A 15,615-nucleotide genomic window follows, 5' to 3' on the forward strand; every position below is an offset into this window, starting at 1 on the left:
CTGCCGCGACATCTTACCACAGCGTTTTAGTGGTTTTGATATTAGCGCATTAGAAGTCGATCACAAGCATATGAAACTCGGATGACTGATAAAATGGTAGCGCTATCACAATTTATGATAGCGCTATCAGATAGCGCTACCATTTGTGATCATTCTCAGGTTTTTCTGACAAATTGATCGATAAAGTACCCATCAACAAAACAACAAACCGGAAAGATCCAATGCTACGTGAACTGATTACCTCTGATGTGATTCGCATCCATTCTGATGCTACTGACTGGAAAGATGCGGTGAGCAAATCTTGTGAAGCACTGATTGAAAATGGCGCGATTGAGCCAAGCTACGTGGACGCTATTTACCGCTCACACGAAGAGCTCGGTCCTTACTACGTGGTAGGTCCTGGTATGGCAATGCCACACGCTCGCCCTGAAGATGGCGTTAACCGTTTGTCTCTTGCAATCACAGTGATTCAAAGCGGCGTGAACTTCGATTCTGAAGGGAACGACCCAGTGAAAATGCTGGTTACGCTAGCCGCGACAGACAGTAACTCGCACGTGGATGCGATTTCTAAACTGGCTGAGTTGTTTATGAATGAAGAGCATGTAGAAGCCATCTGCACCGCTCAAAACACACAAGATGTTCTCGCGGTCATCGAAAAATACTAACTCCTGATGTGCCCTTAAAAAATGGGCATACACCCCTATAAAAAGAAAAGGTCTGAATTATGAAAATTATGGTTGTTTGCGGTCACGGTCTTGGTACTAGCCTAATGATGGAAATGAGCATCAAAGGCATCGTGAAAGAATTGAATGTAAACGCAGAAGTGGATCATATCGATCTAGGTTCTGCAAAAGGTACGGATTGTGACATCTTCATCGGTACTAACGACATCGTTGAACAGTTGAACGCGCTTGGCGTTGAACCTCGCATCGTTGCGCTTGATAACATGGTCGACAAAGTGGCAATGAAAGAGCGTCTATCTGTGGCACTTCAAGAGCTTGGCGCTCTATAAGGTGGCGTTATGGAATTCTTCAGTTTCTTAATGAACGATGTCCTATCAGAGCCGGCGGTTCTGGTAGGTCTCATCGCCCTAATCGGCTTAATTGCCCAGAAAAAACCGGTCACCGAGTGCATTAAAGGCACGGTAAAAACCATTCTTGGTTTCATCGTGCTTGGTGCGGGTGCGGGTCTGGTTGTAACTTCTCTGGGTGACTTTGCGACGATTTTCCAACACGCGTTCGGCATCACTGGCGTGGTTCCAAACAACGAAGCTATCGTCTCTATCGCGCAAGAAGCGTTTGGTAAAGAGATGGCGATGATCATGTTCTTCGGTATGTTAGTGAACATCTTGATCGCTCGCTTCACGCCATGGAAATTCATCTTCCTAACAGGTCACCACACGCTATTTATGTCGATGATGGTAGCGGCGATCCTTGCTTCTAGCGGCATGAAAGGTGTTCCACTGATCGCACTTGGCTCTCTGGTTGTGGGCTCTGTGATGGTGTTCTTCCCTGCGATTGCTCACAAGTACATGAAGCAAGTAACAGGTTCTGACGACGTTGCGATTGGTCACTTCTCTACCCTTTCTTACGTACTAGCGGGCTTTATTGGCAGCAAGTTCGGTAACAAAGAACACTCTACTGAAGAGATGAACGTACCTAAGAGCTTGTTGTTCCTACGTGATACGCCTGTAGCAATCTCGTTCACTATGGGCATCATCTTTATGGTGACGTGTATCTTTGCTGGCGGTGACTTTGTACGCGAAGTTAGCGGTGGTAAGCACTGGTTCATGTTCGCGCTGATGCAATCCATCACATTCGCCGGTGGTGTGTACGTTATCCTTCAAGGTGTACGTATGGTTATCGCAGAAATCGTTCCGGCGTTTAAAGGCATCTCAGACAAACTAGTACCAAACGCGAAACCTGCGCTTGATTGTCCGGTTGTATTCCCATACGCACCAAACGCAGTATTGGTTGGCTTCCTATCGAGCTTTGCGGCGGGTCTTCTGGGCATGTTCCTACTTTACGTGATGGGGCTTACTGTGATTATCCCTGGTGTCGTTCCACACTTCTTTGTAGGTGCAGCGGCAGGTGTATTTGGTAACGCTACAGGTGGTCGTCGCGGTGCAATCTTGGGTGCTTTTGCACAAGGTCTACTGATTACCTTCCTACCAGTATTCCTAATGCCAGTGCTTGGTGACCTAGGCTTTGCTAACACAACCTTTAGTGACGCAGACTTCGGCGCTGTTGGTATCTTACTGGGTCTGATTGTTCGCTAAGTAGCCTGAATATGACTAGCTGATAACTGACTTGATTGATGCGGGAATAGGCTCATCGGCATCAATCTTCAAGAATCTCTAGTCATAGCAAACGACGAACTTTAGAAGAAACCAGTCATAAAAAATAATCATAGAAAACAATCGTAGAAAGAAAACAAACGCCCCTAACGTGAGGGGCGTTTTTCTTTTTGGCACTATCTTAAGGAGGTTTGGCTTATTGAAGCGTATTTCCGTTAGATAGCAGCTTTCTTGTCGGCTCTTGCTCGGTGTATTCGACCGCATCGTGAGCGGCGAGCTTCTCAACTTTCGCCTGTTCACCCACCACAATCAACACGTGTTGTTTCACCAGAGCGTCGACTACTTCAATGTTGTGCTGACGAAGAAGCGCTCTCACTTCGCTCTCTTTTCCTTCATGATACTTAATAAAGTAACGTTCAGGTTGCTGCTCGGCTTGATCTTGGCGTTCATCCACGAGAGGAAATCCTTGATTGTTTGCCAAGCTGCTTGAGCTCAGTCCGATTGCCAATAGTGCGGTAGCGCCTACCGCAGACAAAGAAAGTAAGGTCAACTTCTTCATAGTCACTCCTTATTGAAAGGTCAGAGTCCAACTGTTGATGGTGCCTGTGTCTCTTCTGGCACTGTCCACCGCTTTTAGTTCCCATGTACCTTGCGATTCAAAACCAGAAAAATCCGCTTGGAACGTATTTTTTATATCGTTAGCGCTGCCGCCAGTATTATTGTGAAGTACAACTTCTCCACCAGTCGGTGACGTTAAAGTCACTCGTAGATCACCGATGTAAGTGTGGCTAATATCAACGTCAATACTTACTGTGCCTGAATCACCAGAGCGAGCGACTTCTACTGCACTGATTGCGCCAGAGGATTTATTATCTGGAATCGCAACAGGGCTGGTATTTGAGAAGCTAGAGTCCGAAGAGCTACCACCATCAGGTCCATTACAGCCAGCGTCCAAGAACAGCTTCGCCGCTTCAGCATTAACTAGGCCGTGGCCAGTACGGTTGTCTCGACCAGCAACATCAATATCTGTTGCAGTTTTCACTAGTGCATTACGTACTTGCGCTGCTGTACAGGTTGGGTGGTAACTCCACACCAAGCCAGCTACGCCCGTTACGTGCGGTGTCGCCATTGATGTACCATTGTAGTACTCGTAATCTTCACCAGAGGTTGTTGCAACAGTAATTTCCTGACCAACATACCCCAATAGCTCTTGACCAAATGCACGATCAACCGTTACCGAAACCATACGATAAGCGTTGTTTGTGTCTACCAAGAATGGGTTTTGTAAACCAGGTAGTTCAGAGTTGCTGTATACGATTGCAGCTCGCGCACCCGCATTGTAACAAGCCTGAACCGCATCCACCTCTGGGTAGTTACCTGAAGACTGGTTGCCAATACGCTCAGTCAAACAAATTTTGCCCGACATATCACCACAGTTAACGTTACCGCCAGATACATCACAGCTATCTAGCGTTGCCGTTACTGAACCCGCGATTGGATCCGGAACATACGAAGAACCGTTATTGATCAAACGATTGTGAGGAACAATCCCACGATCAAACTGGCTTACACCATTCAAGGTAATATCAGAAAGTTTACCTTCACCTACCGTAACCGTTGATAAGATCGCCACACCCGGGCCTGAGATCTCAACTTGATTAGTAGATTGTGAGAACGCCGCATGATCATTTTGATTATCAACAGCCGCAACAGACATCACTGAGTCATAAGAAGCTGGATAGCTGTGCGCTGTATTGCCATCATTACCCGCAGCGGCGATCAATAGAACGCCTTGATCGTAAATATTTTGCAGTGCATTTTGCTCAGTTCGGCTTGATTGACTACCACCAAGGCTCATGTTCACAACGTTAGCACCATTATCGGCACAGGTCTGGATTGCTTTAACAAGCCCAGATGAGTAACCCCAACCCGATTCATTAAATACTTTCACGATGTGCAAATTAACATTCTGGTTTGGCATCACACCCTTTACACCTTCGGTGTTGGCAATCGCAGCAATCGTACCCGCGACGTGAGTACCGTGGGCATTGTTGTTACCCGGATCACTCCATGATCCCGTACCACTATCGTTAGTACCAGCAACGCGGTTACCGCTTAGGTCGTTGTGCGAAATGTCGTACCCTGAATCGATAATACATACAGTGCGATTACCCGCATTGAAGTCAGCTAGCAGTTGAGCATTAACCGCTTCATATCCCCATGGGGTCGTTTCGCTGAGCAAATAGCGAGGTGGATCGACTTCCACGTATTCCACATCACTACGGTTGCGAAGCGGCTCTAAGTCATCGCCATCCAATTCAACGCTGTAAATGGCGCGATTGCCCAGTTTTTCCACCTTACGTGCCTTCACCTGTTCTAGAACAGACTCCTGCGCGATTCGTGGCCCCCAGAATGAGTTACCACCCATTGAAGAACGGCTGACTGCATCTTCTTTGAATTTGACGATGTACTTCGTCGGTAACTTAGATTCATCAAATCCCATTGGTGGAGCCGCAAACGCTGACATCGAAGTGGTCAGTGCTATTGCTACGGCAGACAACGAAAATAAGCCTTGTTTTTTACTTGTTGTGTAGTGCATTTGCCCCATTCCTTATTTGAGCTAATTTTTATTCACTATATTCTCATGAAAAGTCATCATCATGATGTTTGCATGAGAGCTTCAGCTATAGTTTACAGAGCAAAAATGCCAAACAATTTGTTTCATGAATATACAAATTTGTACAAAAGATCATTCAATAAACACTTTAAGTTAACATTAAAAATCATCAACAAAACCTTATAAAGCAATTACTTAATTAACAGAAAGTGAATGTTAAATTAATGTTAGTGATTAATTATTCTAAATATAACCCATTTAATCGATTGCTATGCTGAATGGATTTTTTGACCGTGGTGCCAAAACTGAAATATTGAATATTTAGTTGTTGACTGTCTTGAGCATTTACTCAGAATTAGAAGGTTTAGTGAGAAAAATTCTCATCTAAATACTGTTATAGCCGAGCGTATTCACGCATTCGGAACAATAACCATTACAAGAAGAGTGAATGATGAAAAAAACAATCACACTATTAACTGCATTACTTCCGCTTGCCTCCGCCATTGCAGAGGAGCCAACTTTATCACCAGCAATGGTTTCTGCGGCTGAAGTGGTTAGCGCGCAAGAAAATCAAACTTATACGTACGTTCGATGCTGGTATCGTACGAGCCACTCTAGGGACGATGCGGCTACCGATTGGAAATGGGCAAAAAACCAAGATGGTAGTGACTTCACTATCGATGGTTATTGGTGGAGCTCTGTTTCATTTAAAAACATGTTCTACACCAATACCTCACAAAACGTAATTCGCCAGCGTTGTGAGGAAACACTAGATCTAGCGAACGAGAACGCAGACATTACATTTTTTGCTGCCGACAATCGTTATTCTTATAACCACACGATCTGGAGCAATGATGCTGCAATGCAACCAGATCAAATCAACAAGGTAGTGGCTTTGGGCGATAGCTTGTCTGATACAGGCAACATCTTTAACGCGTCCCAATGGCGCTTCCCTAACCCTAATAGCTGGTTCTTGGGTCACTTCTCAAACGGTTTTGTTTGGACGGAATACGTTGCTAAAGCCAAAAACTTACCGCTATACAACTGGGCAGTTGGTGGCGCAGCAGGTGAAAACCAATACATCGCGCTAACTGGTGTCGGCGAACAAGTTTCTTCTTACTTAACCTACACAAAGCTGGCGAAGAACTACAACCCTGCTAACACATTGTTTACGTTAGAGTTTGGTTTAAATGATTTCATGAACTACAACCGTAGCGTGCCGGAAGTAAAAGCGGATTACGCTGAAGCTCTGATTCGTTTAACAGACGCTGGCGCGAAGAACTTCATGTTGATGACACTGCCAGATGCAACCAAAGCACCACAGTTCAAATACTCAACACAGGAAGAAATTGAAACGATTCGTGCGAAAGTATTGAAGATGAACGAGTTCATCAAAGCACAAGCGATGTACTACAAAGCCCAAGGCTACAACATCGCATTGTTTGATACACACGCACTGTTTGAGAAGTTAACCTCGGCACCAGAAGAACACGGTTTCGTAAATGCAAGCGACCCTTGCTTAGACATCAACCGTTCATCCTCTGTTGACTACATGTACACTCACTCATTACGTTCTGAATGTGCAGCATCTGGCGCAGATAAGTTCGTGTTCTGGGATGTGACTCACCCAACCACAGCAACGCATCGTTATGTGGCTGAAAAAATGTTAGAAAGCAGCAATAACTTAGAAGAGTTTCGCTTTTAATAAGCCGTTGTTGTTCATTGCAAGTTAATCTGCATAAAAATGACCACGATGCTTCGTGGTCATTTTTTATCGATATCGACCCCCGATAACGGGTTTATTTGAGCTCGCTTACTTCAAGCCGTTGATTTAGAGACGTTGACTTTGAGCAGTCTCATTCAGCGTTCTGTTTTGGTACGTTACCGCGGAAGCTGTTCACCATAATAGAGATCAACGTCTTTAAGGTTTCATCATCACTGCGGTATGAGTAGGCTCGTATACCCGTAAACTGAACCTGGAACAACTGAGCAAGAAGCAATGTATCCTGGGCTTCAATTTCGCCATTCTCGATTGCTCGCTCAAACAGCTTTGCAAGAAAAGATTCAAATTGGTTTGCTAAGCTGTTTGTTTGATTGCGCAGCGCATTAAAATCCTCAGCAAATTCACTTGCTGATTTGACTAACATGCACACTTCACTGGGATTGGAGTCTCGCTGATTGATAACCACATCAATCGCGAAAGCTTCTATTGCATCTAGAACCGTTGTGTTCTGAGCTAAATGCAACTCAAACAGGGCTTGCAAGTTCGCAACGTACATTTTTAGCGCTTCACAATATAGCCCCTCTTTTGACCCAAACGTCGCATAAATACTTCCAGGACGCAGATTCACGCTATCTTGTAAATCACGTGTAGATGTTGCATGAAAACCTTTCTTCCAGAATAGATCCGAGGCGGCTTTCACCACTTCATCACGTTGGAATTTCTTTGTATTCGCCATGAGCAATTATCAATTTTGAACATATGCTCAATTTTATATTGAGCGACCGCTCAAAATCAACTATCCTGTTCTTGCCTAATCCGCTCATATCCAATTACAGGAGATTTAAACATGGCAGAATTTAAACTGTATACCGCAGAAAACGCACCCGAAGGATCAAAGCACCTGATTGAAAATTCAGTCAAAGCGTTTGGCATGCTACCAAATCTTCATGCTGTTATGGCTGAAGCGCCAACCTTGCTTGAGGGTTATCAAGTTGTGCATGAGCTATTTCAACAAACATCATTTAACGCAGAAGAATTGACCGTCGTATGGCAAACCATCAACGTTGAACATGGTTGTCACTACTGCGTTCCTGCTCATAGTGCGATCGCGGCGTCAATGAAAGTGGATCAGGAGATTGTTGATGCTCTCGTCAACCAAACACCATTGGCAGACGAAAAACTTGAAACACTACGAGAAACAACGCTTCAAATGGTGCGCCAACGTGGTGTAGTGGAAGAGTCTCAGATAGAGAAGTTCTTTGCGGCGGGTTACGGACAGCAGCAACTGCTTGAAATTGTACTTGGTCTAGCGCAAAAAGTGATGAGTAACTACACCAATCACCTAGCTGACACCCCGGTTGATGCACCTTTCAAGAAGTTCGCCAAGTAACTTAAGCTTTTATTACTGGTCCCATTGATGGGACCAGTAATACCTTCAAAAAAGGCTTTGTTGCATGACGCTTCGCTAGTGTGCGCTGATCCCTAATTACAACGGCGCAACGTCGGTTCCTCCTAAAGACTGGTAAAGCGTAACCTGAGTAAGAAACTGGTTGTAGCGGTTTTCCAACAAAGAAGCTTGCGCGTTTCTGGTGTCTTCTTGTGCATTCAAATAGTCCATGATCGATGTCGAGCCATACTGATACCGCGCAGCATAAATGGACTCAGCAGCACTTGCGGCATCATACTGCTCTTGTAAACGCGCCGCTTGATACTTCAATTTTTCTCGTGCTGACAAGGCATTTTCGACATCTTGGAATGCGGCGTACAACACTTGGCGATAGCTCACAATAGCCGATTGATAGTCTAAATCGGCAATGGCTTGGCTGTTTTTCATCTCATTCCACTGCAAAAACGGTAGCGTCATATCCGCACTTAAACTGCCGATCGGGTTGGAAAGCAGGTCTTTGAGCGCTTGTGACGATCCCCCCAAAGCCCCAGTGAGCGTCAGCTTAGGCAAGTAGTCCAAATCTGCTGCGTCTTTATTTGCTAGCGCGGCTTTGACGTCATAAATCGCTGCTTTAATGTCGGGTCTGCGGATCAATAAATCAGACGGAGCACCAACACTCAACGATGGCATATCGCCTTCAGGCAGCATTTGGATGTTTGCACTGATGCTCTTCGGCGGTTGATTGAACAAAATCGCAAAGGCGTTGTTTGCCTCAAGTAAACTCTGTTCAAACTCACTTTGCTGCGCTTGTAAGCTTGCCAACGTACGTTTGGCTTCAAGCACATCTAACTGATCCACAGCGCCAATTTGGTACTGTTTTTCAATCAATTGTAGCGTTTGAGCTGCGTCTGCCACATTACGTTGACTGAGGTTTAAGCGCTGTTTTAGATAGCCGATTTGCCAATATAACGATGCCGTCGTTGCCACCAAACTTTGTGCGGTCGCCTCGCGATCTTGTTGACTTGCCATCGCCGTCCACTTGGCTTGGTCAACGTCTGCCGAGATTTTTCCCCACAAATCCAACTCGTAATTGACGGACAAGTTAGTGCTGTAGCTATCTGCCGATTCCCCGCTATCAAGAGATTTTTGAACTTGTCCTGATGTGGAAGAACTCAACGTAGGGAAAAGGTCATCTTGCGCTAAACCCAGCTGTAAACGCGCTTTCTTTAGCGTTAGCGTTGCCAGCGTCAAATCGTTGTTTTGAGCCAACACCTGAGTAATGTATTGATTAAGCGTTGGGTCGTTAAACGCCAACCACCAAGGATCCATACTGACATCACCCGCAACATGCATCTGTTGCCAATTTGCAGGCACTTGCACCTCAGGAGCTTGATAGTCGCTACGCATAAGCGAACCACAACCTGACAACCACACTGCGCTTAAGGCAGCCGCGACCAATCGAGTTTTGAATTTCATTGTGTTACTCATTTTTAGTCTCTCGCTAGCGCTTCTATCGGATCGAGTTTGGCGGCATTGCGAGCGGGTAAAAAGCCGAAAGCGATGCCAATCAACGTTGAGCAAATAAACGCCCAGATGATCGAGTTCATTGAGTAAATCATTTGGAAGCTGCTGCCAGAGGTACTGAATGCAAAACCAATCAAAAATGCCAAGCCAATACCAGCAATGCCACCACACAAACACACTAGTACCGCTTCAATCAAAAACTGACGCAAAATATCCGCTTGCCTCGCACCCACAGCCATTCGCACACCGATCTCTTTCGTGCGCTCTGTCACCGACACCAACATGATGTTCATTACGCCAATTCCCCCGACAATTAGGGAGATCACCGCAATCGCTGAGATCAGTAACGTCATGGTTGCGGTGGTTTTCTCGATGCTCTGACGAATGGTGTCAGTGTTAATCGTGAAGAAATCTTCTGTACCGTGGCGCATTTTTAACAAGTTGATGATGCTCTGCTCTACCGCCGCACTTGGGGCGTTCTCATCAATCCGTACAGTAATGCCGTTGAGGTAGCGTTGTCCCATCATGCGTCCCGACATAGTGGTGTATGGCACCAAAATTTTCAGCGCGTCGCTGTTGCCAAACGCGTCTTCTTTTTTCTGCGTGACACCCACAATACGCACTGGCAATGAACCAAGAAAAATCACTTCACCAATCGGATTTCTATCCGCAAACATTTCCTTTCTGGTGTTGTCATCAATCACTGCTTCTTGGGCGAGCGAATTCACGCTCTCTTCATCCCAAAACTGACCTTTGGCGATCTCATAACCGCGCACACGGAAATAATCTTCCCCAACCCCTTCCACAGACGCGGTTGCATCCTGATTGGCGTAACGCACGGTTAAGCTGTTGGATAAAGACGACGTGACACTGTCGACAAAAGGTAGACTCTCCAACGATTTAGCATCGTCGGCGGTTAGCGTTTTCACTCGCCCGGAGCGGCGGTCACCAAACCCTTTGCCCGGTCTGACATCAATGGTGTTTGTTCCCATGGATGAAATATTCGACAAAATTTGCTGTTGTGAACCATTACCTAGTGCCACCACGGAAACCACCGAGGCTATACCAATAATGATGCCGAGCATGGTCAAAAACGTGCGCATTCTGTGGCTAGACATCGCCAGCAGCGCCATTTTTAGCGCGTCAATAAAACTGTCCCACTTCCACCACTTACTGGCGGCTTGCGCTGGGCGATGAAAAGACGCGCTCGGTGTCTGTACTGCTTGCTCATTGATTACAACTTGTGCATTTGGCGTATCTGCAATGATTTCACCATCTTTGATTTCAATGATGCGATCCGCAAAGTTCGCCACGTTCATATCATGAGTCACTAAGATGATCGTATGCCCAAGTTGATGCAACTCTTTAAGCAGTGCCATCATCTCTTGCCCACTGTGACTGTCTAATGCGCCAGTGGGCTCATCAGCGAGAATCACCTCACCACCGTTCATCAGTGCACGAGCAACACTCACGCGCTGTTGCTGGCCACCACTCAGTTGGCTGGGCTTGTGAGTCAAACGATCTTCCAGCCCTAAGCGAGCCAATAACGACTGCGCTCGCTCCGTTCTTTGACGATGAGGAACTCCCGCGTAAACCGCAGGTACTTCCACGTTTGCCACCGCGGTTAAATCCCCCAGCAGATGGTAACGCTGGAATATAAAGCCAAAATACTCGCGGCGCAGTTCCGCCAGTTGGTCGGATTCCAACGTCGATACATCTTGCCCATTAATGAAGTATCGACCGCTGGACGGTTTATCCAAGCAGCCGAGCACATTCATCAGCGTCGATTTACCTGAGCCCGATGCACCCACGATCGCGACCATTTCACCGCGTTTTATCTCTAAATTAATGTGGTTCAACACGGTAAGCGACTCGTCTCCAGAGACGAAACGTCGAGTTAAATCCTCAACTTTTAAAAGCACGTCACTCATCTTAGAACCTCATTGGAGGTCGACGACGATCACCTCGGCTTGATGATTCTCCATCCATAGCATTGCCAAGAACAACTTGGTCGCCTTCCTTCAAACCTGAGAGAATTTCTGCGTTCACTTTGTTGTTGATACCCACTGTCACGGGCTTTTGCACCACTTGGCCCTGTTCAAGCACTGGCACGGTATAGTTGCCTTTGCCGCCAGATTTTTGCAGGACTTGTGAAGGGACAATCAAGGTATTTTCCGATTGCTCAAGGACAATCGAAACTTGCGCAGTCATGCCGATGCGCAAAATACCTTGCGGGTTCTTCACATCAAATACAGCGTTGTAGTAAATGGCGTCGCTATCTGAAATGCTCAAATCGCTGTCATCGCCATCCATGATGGTTGGCCCCGGCTCAATGGCGCGCAATGTACCTTTAAACTGCTGATTCGGTTTGCCTAAAATGGTGAACAGCGCCGTTTGGCCTGGGTGAACAAAAATCACATCGGCTTCCGAAATTTCGGCTTTCACCGTCATCGTATCTAACTTGGCTAACTCGATAATAGTTGGCGTGGTTTGATTGGCGTTTACGGTTTGTCCTTCTTCCACCGCGGTGTAGACAACCGTGCCATCCATCGGTGCGTTGATGGTGGTGTAACCGAGATCTAACTGCGCATTGTCGACGTTGATTTTGGCTTTCTCGATTTCGGCATCCAGTTGCGCTAACTCGGCTTTGTAGATGGCGAGCGTCGCTTCGGCATTCTCGTAATCAGCTCGTGAGCTCGCTTTCGCTGCCAACATGCCTTTTTGGCGCACGTATTCATAGTTTGCTTGTTTAATCTGTGCTTGCTTAGCCTGGTACTGAGCGTTGAGACTATTAAGAGACGCTTGAGCTTCTTTGAGGCTGTTTTGCTGAGTCAGGCTGTCAATCTGTGCAATCAAATCTCCCTGTTTGATCTCATCCCCTAAGTTCACAGCGAGGCGTTGAATTTGCCCAGATACTTGCGCACCTACATTCACCAATTTGGACGCTTGCAACATGCCGTTGGCTAATACCGCCTTTTCGATATTGCCTTTGCGAACGACTTCTGTCGCGTAAGGAGAAATGGGTTCTGGACGTTGCAGATAATGATAACCACCAGCACCAATAGCAAGTAGGCCACACAAAACGAGCCATTTTTTGTTGAGTTTCATAGCAGGAGTGAAGTAAATAATCGTTTTGATTTTATACTGCTATTTGTCTTAGCCGTACAGGGTACGAGACGTAAAGATAGGTAAATTAACGTCAAGATACTGAAGGAATAACTTCACTAACGTGAAAAATCCGAAATATTATAGTCACTTCAAAACTTTATCATTCAATAAATATAACAAAGATTATTTTTAATATAGAAATTCAAGTTATAAGTATTATAAACAAAACTTTTAAATACCAACAAACCAGTAAAATCTAAGCTTATTCAATATGCCATCCATTTAAATTTTATTATGGTCATTTTGATGATTGAATTTAAAGAGGAGTTAAGTGGCAAGTTAAATAAAAAATACCCACATAACACAGGTAAGACCGAGAGGAGTGTGTCATGTGGGTTTAAAACGATAGTTCTCTTGCTGATTCGAACTACCAACGTTGGGATGCAATGGAAATACAAATGACTCAGAGTTTCCATCACGAACACTTTATCGCTGGATTTGCCTCTGTTTGTTAGGGAACAGTCAGCACAATAAAAATAGAGAAGTAATACCGCAAAAATAAAAATAGAGGCTATGAGTTTAATTTACACATAAAATAATCACCACATTCACGACATGAACCATTAATAAATTCATCAATAAATATTTATTAAGTTAAATTTATTTGTTGTCAACATACTGTTAGTTTTACTCCTAAATATACTGGTCAGATTTGTTTATTTCACTGATTTTCGTTGCAATACAACCTCTAATTAATTCATGAGAAAAAACATGCAGCGACAATTAACTCTTTCACCGATTTATTTATTAATCGGTTTAGCCTCATCGACGGCGTATGCCGGTGGTTTTCAAATTAACGAACATTCGGCGACGGGTCTTGGTCGTGCTTTTGCTGGTGATGCCGTCATTGGTGATAATGCGTCTGTAGTCAGCCGCAACGCCGCAGCGATGACGCTGTTTAAACAAAATGCCTTATCGTTCGGTGTCACTTACGTCAAACCTGACGTTACCGTTAAAAATGCGCAATATCATCGAGCTAATATTAATGCGGATGTCAATGTTGGTATGGGCGGTTTTCCTCCGTCCCCTCAAGTTGACATTACCCCGTCCTTCTCTCAAACCGTGACCGACATTGATGACGTCGATGGCGTTGGTCAACCAGCCGTTGTACCCAATTTTTACTTTATTCACCCTATCAACGACAACTGGTATCTAGGCTTATCGGCATACTCCAACTTCGGAACCGACATGGAGTTTAAACCAAACTATGGCGCACCTGTTTTTGGCGGTGTCACCAGCGTAGCGAGTGTCAACCTTGGCGCAAGCTTGGCATACAAGGTGAACGACCGTTTTAGTATCGGTGGTGGTATTGATGTGATTTACGGCTCTGGTGAACTGTACCGCGATATGGACGTGGGTGTTTGCGTTGGTGGGAACATACTTGGAAACGAACTAGAACAACGTTGCGGAGCCTTAAAAGGCAACGCACTTGATGTGGAAGCTGGCGGCATTGGGCTTGGCGCGAACATTGGCATGATGTACGAGTTTAACGAACGTCATCGCTTGGGTTTGAGCTACAAGCACAGCCCTAACATCGATGCCAAGGGTGACATCCACTTTGCCGGCGAATCGTACGACTCACTTGCTATGCCGCTACCGGATATTGCGGAGTTTTCCGGTTATCACCGCGTCTTACCTAAATTTGCCCTGCACTATTCTGTGCAGTGGATTGGTTGGTCAGCATTTGACAGCTTGAAAGCTGATGATCAGTTGCTAAAAGATTTTCAGTGGCAAGACTCCGCGCACTACTCCATCGGTGCGACTTGGTACGCCAATGAACGTTGGACACTTCGCACGGGTTACATGTTCGACAAAACACCTGTCGATGAGCTGACTTCGCTTTCTATCCCAGATTCGAACCGTCACTGGTTATCTGCGGGTGCCTCTTACCAATGGTCATCAGATACCACGGTTGACATCGGTATGACGTACTTGATTGGTGAAGATGTCAACGTAGAAGAATACGCGTATGAAGGTGTTCCTGCACCGATGGTGACGGGCGTGACCCATTCAAATGCGTTCCTAATTGGTGCCCAACTCAGCCACCGTTTCTAATTTGTCAGGCAGTGATCAAACCTCTAGGTCATTGCCTTGTAACAACGCTTATCGAAGCGACCGAACAGAGACATTATTATGAACAAAACACTACTTGCTTTTTCACTCTCACTTCTCACTCTAGGCGCGGCTCAGGCTTCAGAATGGGGCTATGGCAATGACAAACACGGGCCAGAGCACTGGGGAGAAATCGCCAAAGACTGCGCAACCACGAAAAACCAAAGCCCAATCAACATCGACAACCCAGCCGATGCAAAACTGGAAGCACTGAACCTTTCGTACACTGGTCAGGTCATTGGTTTAACCAACAATGGTCATACGCTGCAAGCGCAAGTGAACGGACGTAATAGCTTCACCATCGATGGCGAGACGTTCGAGCTGCAACAGTTCCATTTCCACACACCTTCAGAAAACCAAATCAAAGGCCGCCAATATCCACTTGAAGCGCACTTTGTACACGCCAACGCAGACGGCGAGTTGGCGGTAATTTCGGTGATGTTTAATGCTGGCGATCAAAACGCAGCGCTGTCTAAACTGATCAACGCAATCCCACAAGAGAATCAAACCACGTTCTTTAAAGATACGTTTGAGATTAACGACTTACTGCCAAAAACTGCAAACTACTATCGATTTAACGGCTCTTTAACCACACCACCATGTTCAGAAGGTGTGCGCTGGTTTGTGCTTAAAGACACTCAAACCTTATCCAAAGATCAAGCCGCGAAACTGATGGAAGTCATGGGACAAAACAATCGTCCGCTACAACCGTTAAATGCGCGCGTTGTACTTTCTAACTAATCGCCAAATCCGATAAGGGGCATCGTATTTGCCCCTTATTTTGATTC

13 protein-coding genes are annotated in these 15,615 nt (G+C 45.7%); 7 read left to right on the plus strand and 6 right to left on the minus strand.

Annotation, left to right across the window (positions count from 1 at the left end):
• Positions 1–221 precede the first annotated feature (221 nt).
• Genes R7P36_RS16815 through R7P36_RS16825 form a run of 3 tightly spaced genes read left to right on the plus strand, consistent with a single transcriptional unit; the run spans position 222 to position 2,278 of the window.
• Complete coding sequence (locus R7P36_RS16815) at positions 222–665, plus strand: PTS sugar transporter subunit IIA (protein WP_213899750.1); 444 nt, start codon at positions 222–224, stop codon at positions 663–665.
• Between the two features lie 59 nt (positions 666–724).
• Positions 725–1,012: a PTS sugar transporter subunit IIB gene (locus R7P36_RS16820; protein WP_005374080.1), complete on the plus strand. Its 288-nt coding sequence runs from the start codon at positions 725–727 to the stop codon at positions 1,010–1,012.
• A 9-nt stretch (positions 1,013–1,021) separates the two neighbouring features.
• Positions 1,022–2,278 (plus strand): PTS ascorbate transporter subunit IIC, encoded by a 1,257-nt coding sequence (locus R7P36_RS16825; RefSeq protein WP_005384349.1) that lies wholly within the window; start codon positions 1,022–1,024, stop codon positions 2,276–2,278.
• Positions 2,279–2,492: 214 nt separating this feature from the next.
• Here the strand turns inward: R7P36_RS16825 and R7P36_RS16830 are convergent, their stop codons facing one another.
• Together R7P36_RS16830 and R7P36_RS16835 are read right to left on the minus strand one after the other, a co-directional pair.
• Complete coding sequence (locus R7P36_RS16830; RefSeq protein ID WP_213899751.1) at positions 2,493–2,855, minus strand: ATPase; 363 nt, start codon at positions 2,853–2,855, stop codon at positions 2,493–2,495.
• Positions 2,856–2,864: 9 nt separating this feature from the next.
• Positions 2,865–4,895 (minus strand): S8 family serine peptidase, encoded by a 2,031-nt coding sequence (locus R7P36_RS16835; RefSeq protein WP_213899752.1) that lies wholly within the window; start codon positions 4,893–4,895, stop codon positions 2,865–2,867.
• Positions 4,896–5,361: 466 nt separating this feature from the next.
• Between R7P36_RS16835 and R7P36_RS16840 the strand changes: the two genes are divergently transcribed.
• The gene (locus R7P36_RS16840; protein ID WP_213899753.1) at positions 5,362–6,618 is read left to right on the plus strand and encodes an SGNH/GDSL hydrolase family protein; all 1,257 of its coding nucleotides are present in this window, start codon (positions 5,362–5,364) and stop codon (positions 6,616–6,618) included.
• 151 nt (positions 6,619–6,769) lie between these two features.
• On the opposite strand, the gene R7P36_RS16845 is transcribed toward R7P36_RS16840, so the two are convergent.
• On the minus strand, positions 6,770–7,372 hold the full coding sequence (locus R7P36_RS16845; RefSeq protein ID WP_005384344.1) for a TetR/AcrR family transcriptional regulator: 603 nt from the start codon (positions 7,370–7,372) through the stop codon (positions 6,770–6,772).
• Positions 7,373–7,483: 111 nt separating this feature from the next.
• Here R7P36_RS16845 and R7P36_RS16850 point away from each other — a divergent pair, with 111 nt between their 5' ends.
• Entirely contained in the window at positions 7,484–8,026 is a 543-nt protein-coding gene (locus tag R7P36_RS16850; RefSeq protein WP_005374097.1) for a carboxymuconolactone decarboxylase family protein, read from the plus strand.
• A gap of 96 nt (positions 8,027–8,122) precedes the next feature.
• Here the strand turns inward: R7P36_RS16850 and R7P36_RS16855 are convergent, their stop codons facing one another.
• The 3 genes from R7P36_RS16855 to R7P36_RS16865 are packed head-to-tail and all read right to left on the minus strand — an operon-like array spanning position 8,123 to position 12,655.
• Entirely contained in the window at positions 8,123–9,499 is a 1,377-nt protein-coding gene (locus tag R7P36_RS16855; RefSeq protein ID WP_213899754.1) for an efflux transporter outer membrane subunit, read from the minus strand.
• 14 nt (positions 9,500–9,513) lie between these two features.
• A complete protein-coding gene (locus tag R7P36_RS16860) occupies positions 9,514–11,478 on the minus strand; it encodes a MacB family efflux pump subunit (RefSeq protein WP_318122233.1) in 1,965 nt (654 codons plus the stop codon).
• A gap of 1 nt (position 11,479) precedes the next feature.
• Positions 11,480–12,655, minus strand: a complete 1,176-nt coding sequence (locus R7P36_RS16865; protein ID WP_005384341.1) for an efflux RND transporter periplasmic adaptor subunit — start codon at positions 12,653–12,655, stop codon at positions 11,480–11,482.
• Between the two features lie 771 nt (positions 12,656–13,426).
• Here R7P36_RS16865 and R7P36_RS16870 point away from each other — a divergent pair.
• Together R7P36_RS16870 and R7P36_RS16875 are read left to right on the plus strand one after the other, a co-directional pair.
• Positions 13,427–14,770: an OmpP1/FadL family transporter gene (locus R7P36_RS16870; RefSeq protein WP_213899756.1), complete on the plus strand. Its 1,344-nt coding sequence runs from the start codon at positions 13,427–13,429 to the stop codon at positions 14,768–14,770.
• A gap of 78 nt (positions 14,771–14,848) precedes the next feature.
• Positions 14,849–15,568, plus strand: coding sequence for a carbonic anhydrase (locus R7P36_RS16875; RefSeq protein ID WP_193284590.1), 720 nt, complete (start codon positions 14,849–14,851; stop codon positions 15,566–15,568).
• Positions 15,569–15,615 lie beyond the last annotated feature (47 nt).

The organism is Vibrio sp. 397, from assembly GCF_033339395.1.
Classification (GTDB): domain Bacteria; phylum Pseudomonadota; class Gammaproteobacteria; order Enterobacterales; family Vibrionaceae; genus Vibrio; species Vibrio alginolyticus.

Coding starts and splice junctions, on each gene's coding strand:
- R7P36_RS16815 (WP_213899750.1), top strand. CDS start 222: ATGCTACGTGAACTGATTACCTCTGATGTGATTCGCATCCATTCTGAT.
- R7P36_RS16820 (WP_005374080.1), top strand. CDS start 725: ATGAAAATTATGGTTGTTTGCGGTCACGGTCTTGGTACTAGCCTAATG.
- R7P36_RS16825 (WP_005384349.1), top strand. CDS start 1,022: ATGGAATTCTTCAGTTTCTTAATGAACGATGTCCTATCAGAGCCGGCG.
- R7P36_RS16830 (WP_213899751.1), bottom strand. CDS start 2,855: ATGAAGAAGTTGACCTTACTTTCTTTGTCTGCGGTAGGCGCTACCGCA.
- R7P36_RS16835 (WP_213899752.1), bottom strand. CDS start 4,895: ATGCACTACACAACAAGTAAAAAACAAGGCTTATTTTCGTTGTCTGCC.
- R7P36_RS16840 (WP_213899753.1), top strand. CDS start 5,362: ATGATGAAAAAAACAATCACACTATTAACTGCATTACTTCCGCTTGCC.
- R7P36_RS16845 (WP_005384344.1), bottom strand. CDS start 7,372: ATGGCGAATACAAAGAAATTCCAACGTGATGAAGTGGTGAAAGCCGCC.
- R7P36_RS16850 (WP_005374097.1), top strand. CDS start 7,484: ATGGCAGAATTTAAACTGTATACCGCAGAAAACGCACCCGAAGGATCA.
- R7P36_RS16855 (WP_213899754.1), bottom strand. CDS start 9,499: ATGAAATTCAAAACTCGATTGGTCGCGGCTGCCTTAAGCGCAGTGTGG.
- R7P36_RS16860 (WP_318122233.1), bottom strand. CDS start 11,478: ATGAGTGACGTGCTTTTAAAAGTTGAGGATTTAACTCGACGTTTCGTC.
- R7P36_RS16865 (WP_005384341.1), bottom strand. CDS start 12,655: ATGAAACTCAACAAAAAATGGCTCGTTTTGTGTGGCCTACTTGCTATT.
- R7P36_RS16870 (WP_213899756.1), top strand. CDS start 13,427: ATGCAGCGACAATTAACTCTTTCACCGATTTATTTATTAATCGGTTTA.
- R7P36_RS16875 (WP_193284590.1), top strand. CDS start 14,849: ATGAACAAAACACTACTTGCTTTTTCACTCTCACTTCTCACTCTAGGC.